The sequence below is a fragment of the Nonomuraea sp. B208 genome (assembly GCF_057536035.1).
This window is the reverse complement of record NZ_BAAJOU010000014.1, coordinates 234,862-247,726: the sequence shown is the minus strand read 5'-3', so window position 1 is coordinate 247,726 and position 12,865 is coordinate 234,862. Positions and strand designations below refer to the sequence as shown.

Annotated in this window: 12 protein-coding genes and 2 pseudogenes; 5 read left to right on the top strand and 9 right to left on the bottom strand. The window is 69.6% G+C overall.

Features of this window, described 5'->3' with window-relative positions:
- Positions 1 to 118: 118 nt before the first annotated feature.
- A complete protein-coding gene (locus AC27IY_RS11730; protein ID WP_487177948.1) occupies positions 119 to 796 on the top strand; it encodes a TetR/AcrR family transcriptional regulator in 678 nt (225 codons plus the stop codon).
- Positions 797 to 990: 194 nt separating this feature from the next.
- Entirely contained in the window at positions 991 to 1,212 is a 222-nt protein-coding gene (locus AC27IY_RS11725) for a hypothetical protein (protein WP_487177947.1), read from the top strand.
- 293 nt (positions 1,213 to 1,505) lie between these two features.
- Here the strand turns inward: AC27IY_RS11725 and AC27IY_RS11720 are convergent, their stop codons facing one another.
- Together AC27IY_RS11720 and AC27IY_RS11715 are read right to left on the bottom strand one after the other, a co-directional pair.
- Positions 1,506 to 1,850 carry a recombinase family protein gene (locus tag AC27IY_RS11720; protein ID WP_487177946.1) on the bottom strand — a complete coding sequence of 115 codons (345 nt, stop codon included), beginning with the start codon at positions 1,848 to 1,850 and terminating at the stop codon, positions 1,506 to 1,508.
- A 485-nt stretch (positions 1,851 to 2,335) separates the two neighbouring features.
- A pseudogene (locus AC27IY_RS11715) lies at positions 2,336 to 2,638 on the bottom strand (nuclear transport factor 2 family protein); the annotation flags it as partial.
- A gap of 132 nt (positions 2,639 to 2,770) precedes the next feature.
- Here AC27IY_RS11715 and AC27IY_RS11710 point away from each other — a divergent pair.
- Entirely contained in the window at positions 2,771 to 3,364 is a 594-nt protein-coding gene (locus AC27IY_RS11710; protein WP_487177945.1) for a TetR/AcrR family transcriptional regulator, read from the top strand.
- Positions 3,365 to 3,559: 195 nt separating this feature from the next.
- Here the strand turns inward: AC27IY_RS11710 and AC27IY_RS11705 are convergent.
- The 3 genes and pseudogenes from AC27IY_RS11705 to AC27IY_RS11695 form a co-directional block, all read right to left on the bottom strand.
- Positions 3,560 to 3,748: pseudogene (locus AC27IY_RS11705) on the bottom strand (Tn3 family transposase); the annotation flags it as partial.
- A 303-nt stretch (positions 3,749 to 4,051) separates the two neighbouring features.
- On the bottom strand, positions 4,052 to 4,879 hold the full coding sequence (locus AC27IY_RS11700) for a site-specific integrase (RefSeq protein WP_487177944.1): 828 nt from the start codon (positions 4,877 to 4,879) through the stop codon (positions 4,052 to 4,054).
- A 240-nt stretch (positions 4,880 to 5,119) separates the two neighbouring features.
- Positions 5,120 to 6,031, bottom strand: coding sequence for an Ig domain-containing protein (locus AC27IY_RS11695; RefSeq protein ID WP_487177943.1), 912 nt, complete (start codon positions 6,029 to 6,031; stop codon positions 5,120 to 5,122).
- 961 nt (positions 6,032 to 6,992) lie between these two features.
- On the opposite strand from AC27IY_RS11695, the gene AC27IY_RS11690 reads away from it, so the two are divergent.
- Positions 6,993 to 7,325, top strand: coding sequence for a hypothetical protein (locus AC27IY_RS11690; RefSeq protein ID WP_449958580.1), 333 nt, complete (start codon positions 6,993 to 6,995; stop codon positions 7,323 to 7,325).
- Positions 7,322 to 9,907 (top strand): tetratricopeptide repeat protein, encoded by a 2,586-nt coding sequence (locus AC27IY_RS11685; protein WP_487177942.1) that lies wholly within the window; start codon positions 7,322 to 7,324, stop codon positions 9,905 to 9,907. The genes AC27IY_RS11690 and AC27IY_RS11685 overlap by 4 nt, the downstream gene beginning before the upstream one ends.
- Before the next feature lie 221 nt (positions 9,908 to 10,128).
- On the opposite strand, the gene AC27IY_RS11680 is transcribed toward AC27IY_RS11685, so the two are convergent.
- The 4 genes from AC27IY_RS11680 to AC27IY_RS11665 are packed head-to-tail and all read right to left on the bottom strand — an operon-like array spanning position 10,129 to position 12,696.
- Positions 10,129 to 10,503: an ATP dependent DNA ligase gene (locus AC27IY_RS11680; RefSeq protein ID WP_487177941.1), complete on the bottom strand. Its 375-nt coding sequence runs from the start codon at positions 10,501 to 10,503 to the stop codon at positions 10,129 to 10,131.
- Positions 10,449 to 10,994: a zinc finger domain-containing protein gene (locus tag AC27IY_RS11675; protein ID WP_487178040.1), complete on the bottom strand. Its 546-nt coding sequence runs from the start codon at positions 10,992 to 10,994 to the stop codon at positions 10,449 to 10,451. The genes AC27IY_RS11680 and AC27IY_RS11675 overlap by 55 nt, the downstream gene beginning before the upstream one ends.
- Positions 10,991 to 11,797, bottom strand: a complete 807-nt coding sequence (locus AC27IY_RS11670) for an SDR family NAD(P)-dependent oxidoreductase (protein WP_487177940.1) — start codon at positions 11,795 to 11,797, stop codon at positions 10,991 to 10,993. The genes AC27IY_RS11675 and AC27IY_RS11670 overlap by 4 nt, the downstream gene beginning before the upstream one ends.
- On the bottom strand, positions 11,794 to 12,696 hold the full coding sequence (locus AC27IY_RS11665; RefSeq protein WP_487177939.1) for a helix-turn-helix transcriptional regulator: 903 nt from the start codon (positions 12,694 to 12,696) through the stop codon (positions 11,794 to 11,796). The genes AC27IY_RS11670 and AC27IY_RS11665 overlap by 4 nt, the downstream gene beginning before the upstream one ends.
- Between the last annotated feature and the right edge of the window lie 169 nt (positions 12,697 to 12,865).

The following is a 12,865-nucleotide window of genomic DNA, read 5'->3' as shown; positions in this document are numbered from 1 at the left end:
CAGTGCGTGTTCAACGCTAACACAACTTGTAAGCAATGATAACGAATAGCTCCCTCGGCGTGGCTCTCCGACGGGAAATGTCGAGCTCCGAAGTGTTAGCGCTGTTATCATGGAAGCCATGTCAACGGCACGAGAGCGCATCCTGGAAGCCACCGCCGAGCTGCTCGCCACCAAGGACGCCCTGGCGATCTCGACCCGGGCCATCTGCGACCGTGCCAAAGTCGGAATGCCGGAGATCTACCGCCAGTTCGGCGATAAGCAGGGGCTGCTCACGGCGGTGGCCGACCTCGGCTTCGAGCGCTTCCTCGCCAACAAACGCCGCAACCCGGCCACCGACGACCCGGTGGCCGACCTGCGTACCGCCTGGGACAGCCACGTCGCGTTCGCGCTCGGGAACCCCCACCTCTACCGGCTGATGTTCACGCCGACCGGCGACGCCAAACCGCAGGCGATCGAGGAGGCCAAGGCCCTGCTCCTATCAGCCGTGGAGCGCTGCCGTGCCGCCGGACGCCTACGCGCCACGCCCACCCTGGCCGCCCAGTCGATCCTCGCTGCCAACGTGGGCGTGTGCGTGATGGCGCTGTCCTTCCCCGAACTGTTCGGGGGGCTCGACATCTCACGGTCCGTACGTGAAGCAGTGATCGGCAAGGTCACCGGCGACGAACGCGAGGACACGCGAATCGGGCCGGCCACTGTCCTCGCGCAGGCGCTGGTCGGCACCCTCACCGGGACGACGCCGGTGAACGACGCCGCCATCGACGACCTGGCCCGCGCACTCCGGCCCGTCGGCGAGTGAGCGGTCACGTCAACCCCGTCCTGGTGTTCGACGCGACGGTCAAGATCGGCATCAGGGAGTCGGCCGAGCACGTCTGGGATGCCTATTTCCATGCCGACCCCTAGACGAAGCCCACGATCAACGAACCCAAGAAGATCCCAGGGCGCGCCCCGAACGGCGGACTGCACCGCATCCGTGAAGGAGCTGCGCCAGGCTTGGAGGATCCCGACGAAGCGCCGGCCGGAACGATCCGCGCCAATCGCCGCAACTCCATTAGCCAATGCGAGCAGCTCTGGCCGTCCGTGAACCAGGAAGCAGATGGCCTCGACGGTGACGAATTCCCCTTCGCCCAGCACTCGGGAGGGCTCGCTTGCCGCGCATGGCTACTACTCGGTCAGATACATCAGCAACAAGGACAACCGGTCAAGCGGCAGTGACCTCGGATTGTTCTACGAACGGCAGCGCAGGCTTGCCGGAGACGCGTTCTGGGTGTTCCCCAAGCCAGTCGCCGGTAACGAGAACCTACCGCCGGTCCGCTGACCTCTAACTGATCGTGGCCGCCCCTGGCCGGGGCCTGCCGAGCGGCCTCTGGGCCGACCCGGACGACCTCGAGAACTTGGAAGAGTCGTACCACGGGCAACTGCTTCAGCTCACCCCCTCGGACGGGCGCTGCTGGGCCTGGCCCGCGCCGGCCGAGGGGGGAGCCGCATGCCGCAGCCGTCGCCGGCGCTCATATCAAGTTTGGGCTCGTACGCCCACATGCCGGGACGTCCTGAGGGGATGTGGTCCGTGGCCGTGGCCGGCATGGGCTCGATCGGGGTCTGCATCTGCGCGCGAGCATGCTCGGGGAGCGGCCGGAATACGCCAGAACCATGCCCTCGCGGGTGCGCAGGTGGCCCAAGTTGCCCTCGAACTCGGCGACCATCGCCAGGGTCTGCAGGAAGAGCCGGCCGAACGGGTCGTTCCAGTGGTAGACCGACCCGCCCAGCCCGAACAGCACGCCGCGGCCGGACAGGTCGGTGAGGATCTGGTTGGCCTCGGCCATGTTGCGGGCGAACCGGTCTAACTTGGTCACGGTGAACACGCTGGCGGCCACACCGCCGCGAGGGCTTGGTCCAGGCCGCCGCGGTTGCTGCGGGTGGTCCCGGAGAAGCACCGGTCGATGTAGATCCGATCCTGCGCGACTCCGAGACCGAGGAGCTGCCTGGACGACGACGTCCTGCTCGTCGGTGGAGCAGCGGGCGCAGCCGACCCGGATCGCGGCCGGTGCGGCGTTGACGGCGTTCAGTGTTCCGGATAGGGCCCCGTCACCGGAACGGTTCGCGGAACACTCTTACGGAACACCTCGACCTGGGCGACCATCCTGGCCGGCGGGTGTTCCGGTAGGGGATCCCCCACCGGGGTTGGGAGGGCATTCCAGTGCTGTCTGCTCGAGGGGCGGCAGGTCCACGATCTGCAGCCTTTCGTCTCTCCGGGGGCGCGACGACCTCGATGCCGGCGGGGATATCGACAAGTCCCATCCGTTGATATCGAGCGCCGTAGTGCCGGACAGCACCCGGTTCAGGCAGGGTCCGGCTCGACGAAGATCCAGTGCTCGACGAGTCGGCCGTCGACGACTCGGACCATGTCCATGCCGCGGGTCTCGGCACCGCCCGAGCCCGGGGCGCTGCGTAGTCGGTAAAGGTTGGCAACCCACTCGCCGTCCTCCACGGTCCGCTCGGTGACGACCTCCAGGCCGGACGCCAGCAGACCTTCCCATTTCCGCCGCCAGTCCGCATGGCTGACCACCCGACCCTGGTCACGGGACTCCGGAGCGATCAGCCCGATGGCGCCGTCCACGTCACCCTCGGCACGAGCCCTGATTATCGCCTGGACGACGTCGCCCGGTCCCTTCACTGTGTCCAATCGACTCACCTCCGATGAAACGGGGATCGGTCCCCGTTTTACGTGTGGAACAATACGGGGACTGCTCCCCGGTTGACAAGGAGGCCCGGTATGCAGCCACCGCCCCGTCGTGTCGACGCCGCACGCAACCGCGAGCGGTTGCTCGCGGCCGCCGACACCGTGTTGAACAGCCACGGCTCGGCCGCGTCGCTGGACGAGATCGCCAAGGTCGCGGGGGTCGGCAATGCCACGCTCTACCGGCACTTCCCGACCCGGGGGCGGCTGATCGAGGCCGTGTACGAGCAGCGGATCCAGGACCTGTGTGACAGTGCACGTGACCTCGCGGCGGCCCCGGACCCCGGTGCGGCGCTGACGACGTGGCTGCGGTTCGTCTCCGCGCACGTCACCAACAGCCGCCTGCTCAGGGAGGCGTTCCTCGCCGACCACCCGGGCCCCGCCGACGTCGAGCCGCTGCAGGCGACCGCCTGGCACGATTCGCTCTTCGAGGCCGCCGCGCCGCTGTTGGCCCGCGCCCAGGACGCCGGTGCGGTGCGACCTGACATCGGGATCGCGGAGCTGCTCACGTTCCTGACCGCCGCCACCCGAGCCGCCCCGCTGTGCGCCGACCGCGCCCTCGAACTGCTCATGGAGGGCCTCCTCCCGCGACCCGCGGTCGCCCCAGCACGGCCCGATACCGGCGGGTAGCAACAGATGGGCGGTGCGCCGAACAGCACCCGTGGTTCGAGATCGAGCCGGGTGGTGGGGGGTCTGGGCGGGTGGGGTGAGGTTGAGGGTCCAGTTGCCGGATCGGTGGTGGTGTGGGTGATGTAGGGCGAGACGGTGGCCAGGTCGTCGGTGTCGACGGGGTGGCCTTCGGCGGCCAGGGCGTTGGCGGCGTCGGTGCAGCCAGTCGGCGAAGCCGTGGAAGGCCTCGGTGCGGTTGGTGATGGCGGTGATCTGCTCACGCAGCGCCGGCTCGGACAGGTAACGCAGCAGGGTGATGGTGCGGATCGCGCGGCCGAGCTCGCGGAAGGCCCGGTACAGGCGGTTCTTGCGCGAATGGTTGCCCAGCCGGCGCAGCAGCCGCGACCCTCGACGGTGGAGGTGTCTCGTCGATCTATCCCGACCACGACCCCATCGACTGCGACACGTCGCCGCACCACTGTCGCTGATCCGCGGCTAGTCATGATCGACTAGCCCGGCCTTTCCCATAGGGGGAGAGCGCGGACGATTCTGGGGAAACAGAGGTCCTCCGTGCTCTCGACCCAGCGGCTTCATCGGCTCATCGTGCCCTTGTACAGGGCCTGCCGTTGACGAAGCTGTCACCACGTACCCGCGATTGCGTTGTCCCTGCTCAAAGCCGCCTGAACTTGGAGATGGCCAACTGTGCGATCAACGCGCCGCCCGGTCGCGGCGGCGTCGGGCGGCGCGGATCTCGGCGTCGGCGACCTTGTCGTCGAGCAACGCGTACAGCTGCGTCGTCTCGGTGGAGGCGTGTCCGAGGCGGCGGCGCACGGCCTCGATGGAGTACGCCGGCGTTGATGAGCTCGCTGGCGTGGGCATGACGCAGCTGGTGGATGTCGATCTCGACACCGGCGGTGGTGCAGTAGCTCTGCCAGCGGTGATGGGCGGCGTCGTAGGACAGAGGTCCGCCGCGGCCGTTGATGGACGCGCGGAACAGCGGCCCGGCGCTGTATCCCGCGCGGTCCAGGAGTCTTCGACGTACAGGCCGCAGACCTCCGAGGCGCGGGCGCCGCAGACGTAGGTGGTCTCGAACAGCACCCGATCCCGCAGCCGGTCCAGCGGCAGGTCCTTACGCGGCCGCCGCGAGCAGATCACCGCCAGCACCTTGGCAACGTCGGCCACGCTGGCGGGGCGCGGCAGGTTCTTGGGCACCTTGACCGTGTCGATCCGGTCCATCGGGTTAGCGGCCAGGAGGTCGTGGCGGACGGCCCACTTGGTGAAGGAGGCGACGGCGGCGCGCTTGCGCTTGCGGCTGGCCGGTGACAGGTCGGCGAGCTCGGCCAGGAAGGCCCGGATCGGCGCCGCGGTCAGTGCGCCGATCTCCTCGCCGTGGTGGGAGGCGAAAGCGATCAGGTCGCCGCGGTAGGCGCGCCGGGTGTGGACGGAGGCGCCGGCGTTGGCCAGCGTCGTCGTCGTCGAGGAGCTGACCGGCAGTACGGTGACCGGATGGGACCCGGACGAGTCCAGCCGCTCCATCAACGGCACATCGTCGTGCTGCCCCGTGCACCAGGTTGACCGCCGGGCCGTCGTCCTGCCCAAGCCGCGCCAGACCCGCGGCGAGGGCGCCGCTCGGGACGGCAGATGTGTTCACAGCGTGTGTCACGGGTTGCTCCTCTCCTACCCGCACCGGGCGGGATCGGAGAGGAGGACCGACCCGGGACCGCAGACAATACGCGCCGTCGCCTTTCCGACAGGGATTCCGTTGGGGGCAGAAGATCAGCATCTGGGGCAGGCGGCCTCGCGCCGGACGCGCCAGGTGAAGGTGGTGCTTGCCTGGCCGCCGCCGACGGCCGTGACCGTGACGTTGTAGCTTCCTATCGAGGGCGTGCCGGTGATCAAGCCGGTCGTCGTGTCGATGGTCAGCCCGGGCGGCAGATCGGTCGCCGACCAGGTGTAGGACCCGCTCCCGCCGGTGGCCTGCATCTGCAGCGTCACGCTGTCCGGGAGGCGCGTGCTCTGGGTGCCCGGGTTGACGACCGTCATCGCCGGCGGGGGCGTGGGGATGTCCGGCGGCGGGCAGTCGAGCCATACCGGACCAGACCCCGTCGATGCGGTGATGAACTCCGGAGACCCCGACAGGTATTGGACCATGGCGGTCGCCCGGCCCGAGTAATAGCCGGACTCGCACAACTCGCCCGGGGTGGGGGCGCCGAGGCCGAACAGGGGGACCAGGGTGGTGTACTGCCAAACATCGGTGCGGCCGCTCACGGTTACGCCGGGGCCGGCGACCAGTCCGTGGTAGAGCAACTCCACGGTGAGGTCGATGCGGCGCACTGGACCGTCGCACTGGACCGTCGCGCTGTAGTTGACGGTCTTGGCGTCGGTCTTGCTCGGTGGGCTGCCCGGCGAGACCCACCAGCAGACGTGGCCGTCGGGAAGGTCGGCGGATGCCGGGGTGGCGTCGATGCGGCGCGCTGAACCGTCGCACTGGACCGCCGCATTGTCGTTGACGGTCTTGTTGTCGGTCTTGCTCGGTGGGCTGCCCGGCGCGACGTACCAGCAGTTGTTGCCGGCGGGAACGGCGGCGGATGCCGGGGTGGCCAGGCCCAGGGATGCGATGGAGAAGGCGGCTGCGACCAGGGCCAGGAGGATGCGGGATAAATTGCGATGCCACAGATTTACACGCATCGCTGGATGCTCTCACGGGACATCGGCGTCGACAACGGGTGAGCCCGGGACCGGGAGGTGGGCCGGGGTGTGCACTCGAAGACAACCTGCTCATGCACAACGACAACCTGCTCATGCACAACTGCGGTGCCAAGCCGCCTTTGCGTCCACGAGCGCGGATCTTATCGACCTGTCCATCAGCGGCGTCGAACAACGCCTGCACTTCGTCATAGGCCAGCGGCCGCCGCCCAGGACGGCCCTCGTAGTCGGTGACATGCGCGACGGTGTTCCACTCACCGAGCACCTGCTGCGGGGCCACGCCGAAACGGTCCATGCACGCCTGGGCCCAGCCGTAACGGCTGTCGGTGATGAACTCCCGGAACTGCCGCGACTGCGTCTGGTACTGACGGGTGGTGGGCTGCCTGATCGGCTGGTCTCCCGAGCACAGGTGATCGAAGAACGCCTCTACCTCACCGGCGTCCCACTGCCACGGATAGAGGTTGGAGAAGCGCATCATGCGCCGGACCGTGCTGGCCGCTCGCCGAATCGTGTCGTCCTTGAGGTAGCGCACGCGCTGCTGCCGAGCCCAGCCGTCCAGCATCGCCGTGAACATGGCCGGCTCCGGATCAAGCGGCAGCACGTTCTCCACCAGGGTCAGGTGTGCTGCGGCAGGAGCGTCGCCGTGCGCCTCCACGTGTTACTTCTCATGCGAGATGGTTGCGTCTGTCTCAGAAACCGAGGAAGAGCCGGCAGCCGGCTTGAGACACTGTGATCGCGGCGAGGCTGACCTGGCTCTAGGCCCTCCGCTCCTGAGGCTGCCCCCAGCCCCGAAGCAGCTGTGTGGGTGATCACGGCCGATCCCACGCGACGCACTGGTGACAACTACCCCACGTCCACTCTTGAACCGATCTTCTCGTGTGCGCTGACCGCGGGTAACGCCCGCGGTCGCCGAGCAGATGACCAAGTGACCGGGAGGGATTCTGTGTCCGACGACGGCCTGCGTGACGCCCTTGTCCAGATCGAAGAGGCCGCGGGGATCGGTCGCCCCATCGGGGGCGCCAAGCTCCCTGACGCGATCCGCTTCTTCCGCGTGCTGACGTTGCTGCGCGACGCCGTGTGCCCGCGGCTCACTGACCTGGCCGCTGCCGCGGACGGCAGGAGCGGTGACCTCGTCGTCGTCCTGGCCGACCTCATCGTGGCGACCGTCGGCAAGGTGCCCGTGCCCGCCGCGACCGTGGCCAGGGCCATCGTCGGGATCGGCGCCGACCGGTTCTGCGCGAACCCGGCGGCCCTCGTGGAAACTCCACCGGAATGACCGGCCCGGATGACTGGGCTCCGTTCGTCGCCGCGATCACGGAGCACCAGCAGCGCTCCGAGCGCGGCGGTGCGTTCCTGCGCACCGCCGCGGACGTCGAGCAGGGGTTCGCCGATCGCGCGGCCTTCCACCGGGCGCTGCACGCCGACGACGTCACCGCAGAGGAACTGGCCGCGCTCTGCGGGGCGACGGCGGGGGAGACGGCGCGGCTGCGCGCGGATCTGGAGCCCGGCACGATCCGCTTCACCCCGGCGGAGCCCGCGTCCTGCGTCATCCACCTGTCCAGGTCGTTCACGAGGGTGAGCAAGCTCATGGGGCTCGACGGGACGCACAAGTTCCTGTTCGCCACGGACTGCCGTTACCGGCCGCACGCCTCGGTGCAGCAGTGGGCAGACAGCCGCTACCTGGTCCTGATGGGCCGCTATGTGGTGCAGGACATGTGGGCGCTGTCACTCGTCCTGGCGCAGCTCGTCGTCGTGGCGGGCCGCGCGTTTCCAGGCTTGGAGGAGCCGTGGACGCACCCGGACTTCCCGCGGGTCCTGCGCGACACGGCCCACACGAACCCCTACCTGCACCAGCAGATCGCGTACGGTATGTGCGCCACGGTCGAGGGCGAGCGGTTCAGGACGGCCATCGGGGTCGACGATGACGAGACGCTGGCCCCGGTAATGTTCGAGATCGCCCAGGGCGCCTTGGACTTCCTGGTCGGCCACGAGCTGTCCCACGTCTACCGTGGTCACCTGCACGCGGCCGGCCGTCCCGCCGACGAGTCCCCATGGTTCGCGGGCGAGGCATTCGACCGGGTGCGGGAGTCACCGGGCGGCGCCGCCGTGGTCGAGACCTACCTGCGTGACTACTGGCCGGCGCACAGCCTGGAGCTGGAAGCGGACAGGTTCGCGATGATGGCCGCCGCCGACGCCGGCGCGTCCGTCGCGCGGGACCTGCGGCTGATGGGCATCGAGTTCGCGGTGAGCGTGCTGTCCTTCCTGGACCGGGCCAGCTATCTGACCGAGTACGGCGACGACCCCGCGGAGGCGGTCGGCCTGCGGGAGTACAGCCGGGTGCCGGGGCTCGTGGACGTGCTGCTGCCGATGCAGACGCATCCCTGGGGCAAGACCCGGGCCACCGCGGTGACGTCAGAGGTGCAGCTCGTCTACCGGAGCCTCGTCGACCCCGCGGAACTACGACGCAAGGCACTGCTGATGCAGGCGGTGGGCAATGTCCTCGGCTCGATGAGCGGGCGGGCGCTCAACGCGATCCAGTGGATCAACAGCCGGCCCGGTGAGAGCCTGGCCGTCATCCTGCCCGACGACAAGCTGCTCACCCACTACTGGCCGCCGGAGGCCACCACCGACGACGACAGGCTGGAACGGCTGGAGTCGAGCGCGTCCCTCTTCTACACCGACCTCACCGGCGCCGATCCTCCCGCCGACGCGCAGACTGTCGCGACGGCCTGCCGGGTCGCCTTCGCCCGGATGCGGGAGGAGCAGGGCATCCTGCCCGAGGCCATCCTGCGGATCATGTCCTGGTACGCGCCGGGCGGCATCCCGCTCGACCTCTTCCGCCAGGGGGACATGTTCCCCGCCGACGAGCTGGACGCCGCGCTGGCCACGCTGGAGGAGCACTCGCTGATCGCTCTGGACGGCTCAGCCGTACGCGTCGATCCCCTCGTCCAGGCGGTCGGTCGCGACGTGGACGAGGTCGAGGAGGAAGAGGTCTTCCCGGCCGGAGAGACGCTGGACGTCGCGGTGGTGCTCCTGTCGTCGGCCGTCCCCGAGTGGCACGATCCGGCGGGCCAGCAGGTCTGGCGCGAGCTCCTGCCGCACATCGACGCCGTCGCGGGCCATCTCGCCGACGTGGAGCGGGAACCGCCGCTGGTGCTCTGGAACGACACGGCGCAGTACCTGCTCGACCAGGGGATGGTGGAGCGCGGGCTCGGCTACGCGCTGCGGGCGCTGTCGGACGGGCAGCGGCTCAACGGGCCTGACCACCCCGACACGCTGGCGCTGCGGCACAGCCTGGGCCTCGCCTACACCGCAGCGGGTGACCACGCCGAGGCGATCTCCGTGCTTGAGCGGACCGTCGCCGACCAGGAGCGGCTGCTCGGCGCCCGCCATCCGGTGACCCTCACCAGCCGCAACAGCCTGGCCTCCGCCCATCTCGCCGCCGGGGACTTCGCGCGGGCAATCGCCCTGCTCGAACGGACGGTGACCGACCGTCGCCGGACGCTCGGCCGTGATCACCCGCACACGCTGGCGTCCCAGAACGACCTGGCCATGGCGTATTCCGGGGCTGGAGAGCTCTCCCGGGCGATCCAGCTGCTCAGGAGGGTCGTCGCACGCAGCGAGCGCGTGAGCGGGGCTGATCATCCAGATGTGGTGATCGCGCGCGGGAACCTCGCGTACGCCTATTACGCCGCCGGGCGCGTCGTCGAGGCGATCCCGCTGCTGGAACGGTCGGTCGCCGACCACGAGCGGGTGTTCGGGCCCGACCACCCCAACACGCTGACGACGCACACGGTCCTCACCGACGCGGTTGAGAGAGCGGCCCGGCCTGGAGGCGCGCCCGCGGGGGGCCCGTGAGAAATTCATGGGTCCCCCCGCATGATGAGCGCGCTCCCGCCGGTCGGCGAGCGCGGAGACGACCGTGCGCGTGAGGCTCTACGGTCGATCATCGCTCTACGGTCGATCATCCGAACAGGCGCGCATTCGGCCGCCTGGTCACGGCCCTCCGCTCCCGAATGTGTCCTCAACCGCCAGGGGGCTGGGGCCAGCTTCGGGAGCGGAAGGCCCTCTACGCCTGCTCAGTCGATCGGGTCCAGTTGCGTCGGATGCAAGTCCGCCCGTACCCGGAGGTACCTCACCGCGTGCCGGTGGCGAGGCGCGTCCAGGGCAGTGTCCACCAGCACCTCCACCACTAGATCCGGCTGGACTTGGGTGTAGGTGATGGGGTCGCGGTCGCCGTACGGGCTGGACGCCCAGCCCGGCGGCAGCGTCTCCGGCCACGGATGCCCGGCGCCGGCGGCGGTGAGCAGCGGGGCGACCTCGGCCGCCGCCTGCGCGGCGAGTTGAGCGGTGCGGCCGACGACGCGGAGCCGCCCGGCGTCGTCGTACCGGCCGAGGATCAACCCGCTCGGCCGCCGCGGCGAGCCGACGAACCCGCCCACGACCGCGTCCATGCTGGTCCGCCGTTTGAGCTTGAGCCAGCCTCGGGCGCCGACCTCGTACGTGGACCGGGTCGGCTTGATGCCAGACCGGAGGCCCGCATCTCCGCCGCCAGGTCGATGGCCCGCTCGAGTTCGGGGCGGACGACAGCCCGGGTGGAGATCTTCTCGGCGAAGACGCGGGCGACGCCGGCAGCCTTGAACGCGTCCAGCTGGGTGTCCAGCGATTGGCGCACAGTGGAGGCGCGGGCGTATCCGATCCGCACGTGCCCGGCCGGTTCGGCGCCAGCCGGGGCGGGGCGGGGCAGCTCGATCCAGAGCGTGCCGGGCTTACGCACGAGTGGGGTAGCAACGCTGAGCGCCTTGGCGAGCGCGGGGACGAGCCGGAAGCGGGCGGTGTGGTACTGCACGGCCACTTTGCCCTTGCCGGTCCGGCAGGGTGAGCCGGCCGGGGCGGCGCAGGAGGTCATCGGACAGTCATGAGCTTCCCCGAGTGGGACTTTCAGGGGCGCGGCTTGGCCATGCGGGCGTGACGGGCGGCTTTGCGCGTCTCGGGCAACACGTGGTGCTTGACATAGGCGAGCTTGGTGGCCCTGTCACCGCCGACAACCTGGGCTCGGCCGGCCAACATCGCCTCGAAGCCCTGCCGGGCCACCTGGGCGCGGCTGTTCTTCTTCATACCGGAGCCAAAGGCGGTGTTGCCCATCCCGGCGCGGGCGTGGAAATCGCTGTCGGTGGCGCCGGGCAGCAACGTGGTGACGCTCACTCCGTACTCGGTGAGCTCCTCGCGCAGGGCCAGGGCGAACATCCGAGTGAACGCCCGTGACGGACCGTAGACGGTCTCGTACGGGGTCGGCAACGTGGCCGACAGCGAGGAGGTGATCAGGATCCGTCCGCTGCGGTTGGCGGCCATGTGCCGGGCCACATGCTTGGCCAGGTGGACCACCGAGGTGACGTTCAGGGCGATCAGGCCCAGCTCGTCGTCCAGATCGGTGTCGAGGAAGGAGCCGCCGATGCTGCGCCCGGCGTTGAGCACGGCTGCCGCCAGCGGCCGTCCGGTGGCCTGCACGGCCTGCCAGACGGCCTCGACGCCCTCGTGGTCGGCGAGATCGGCCTGGACCGGGATGACCTGCGCGCCGTCCTTCTCGAGATCGGCCGCAGCCTGGTGGATGTTGCCGCTGCGGCCGGTGGCCACCAGGTCGTAGCCGTGGCGGGCCAGCAGCCGGGCCAGCTCGTAGCCGATCCCAGCCGACGCTCCGGTGACCAGTGCCAGCGGCCTGCCGGACGCGCGGGGCGTGGTGCTGTTCATGAGGTGCTCCTTCGAGCTTGCGCTGTGTCGTGCGGTCGAGGGGACGAGGCAGTCGCGGGCGGGTCCGCGTTCCAGCTGGCCAGCAGCCGCCAGGCGTCCTGCGAGGCCTGGTCCTGGGCGGGCATGTAGACGAAGAGCGTCTGGTCGGCTTCGCCGGGCAGGGTGAAGGCCTGGTAGTCGATGGTCAGCGGCCCCACCAGCGGGTGGTGGAAGCGTTTGTGCCCGAAGCTGCGATCCAGCACCTTGTGGTCGGCCCACCAGCGGCGGAAGTGCTCGCTCTTCATCGTCAGCTCACCGACCAGCTCGGCGGTGCGGGTGTCGTCCGGGTGACGGCCGGCGTCCAGCCGCAAGATCGCGGTCATCTCCGCGGCGATCTTCTCCCAGTCCGCATACAGCTCGCGGGCCGCCTCATCCAGGAGGATCCACCGGGTGAGGTTGCGCTCCCGATAGGGCATGGTGTCGAAGTCGGCCAGAAGCACCCGGCACAGGTGGTTGGTGGCCAGCACATCACCGCGCCGGCCCAGGATGAACGCGGCGTGGTCGGTGAAGGAGTCCAGCAACCGGCGCAGTGCCGGGCGGGCCCGCTGCACCACCGGCGGGCTGCGGCGCGCGGTCGCCGGCTGAGGTCGGATCAGGTCGGACAGGTGGGCGCGCTCGGCGTCGTTCAGCCCAAGCGCGGCGGCGATCGCCTGCAGCACGCTGTCCGACGGGCTGATCTGCCGCCCCTGCTCCAACCGGGTGTAGTAGTCGGTGCTCACCCCGGCCAGCTGAGCGACTTCCTCGCGGCGCAGGCCAGGCACCCGCCGGTAGGAGCCGCGTTCCGGAAGCCCCACCGACTCCGGGCTGATCCGGGCTCGGCACCGGCGCAAGAACTCACTCAAATCGACATTACGGGCCATATCTCCATGCTGCCCTCGCCGCCCACCGCCAGGCACCCGCCAAAGGGGGTCGCTGCGTCCTAGGAAGCCGCTGACCAGGAAGTTCTGCCCCCTGCATCGCGCCCGAGCAGGGGGCACGACGGTGATGTCCTGGAAGAGGACGGCGATCGGACCTGACACCTTAAGGCAG

Excerpts from the sequence above, each read along its gene's own strand:
- AC27IY_RS11680 (WP_487177941.1), bottom strand. The coding sequence starts at position 10,503 with ATGGACGCGGTCGTGGGCGGGTTCGTCGGCTCGCCGCGGCGGCCGAGC.
- AC27IY_RS11730 (WP_487177948.1), top strand. The coding sequence starts at position 119 with ATGTCAACGGCACGAGAGCGCATCCTGGAAGCCACCGCCGAGCTGCTC.
- AC27IY_RS11670 (WP_487177940.1), bottom strand. The coding sequence starts at position 11,797 with ATGAACAGCACCACGCCCCGCGCGTCCGGCAGGCCGCTGGCACTGGTC.
- AC27IY_RS11695 (WP_487177943.1), bottom strand. The coding sequence starts at position 6,031 with ATGCGTGTAAATCTGTGGCATCGCAATTTATCCCGCATCCTCCTGGCC.
- AC27IY_RS11710 (WP_487177945.1), top strand. The coding sequence starts at position 2,771 with ATGCAGCCACCGCCCCGTCGTGTCGACGCCGCACGCAACCGCGAGCGG.
- AC27IY_RS11685 (WP_487177942.1), top strand. The coding sequence starts at position 7,322 with ATGACCGGCCCGGATGACTGGGCTCCGTTCGTCGCCGCGATCACGGAG.
- AC27IY_RS11700 (WP_487177944.1), bottom strand. The coding sequence starts at position 4,879 with ATGGAGCGGCTGGACTCGTCCGGGTCCCATCCGGTCACCGTACTGCCG.
- AC27IY_RS11665 (WP_487177939.1), bottom strand. The coding sequence starts at position 12,696 with ATGGCCCGTAATGTCGATTTGAGTGAGTTCTTGCGCCGGTGCCGAGCC.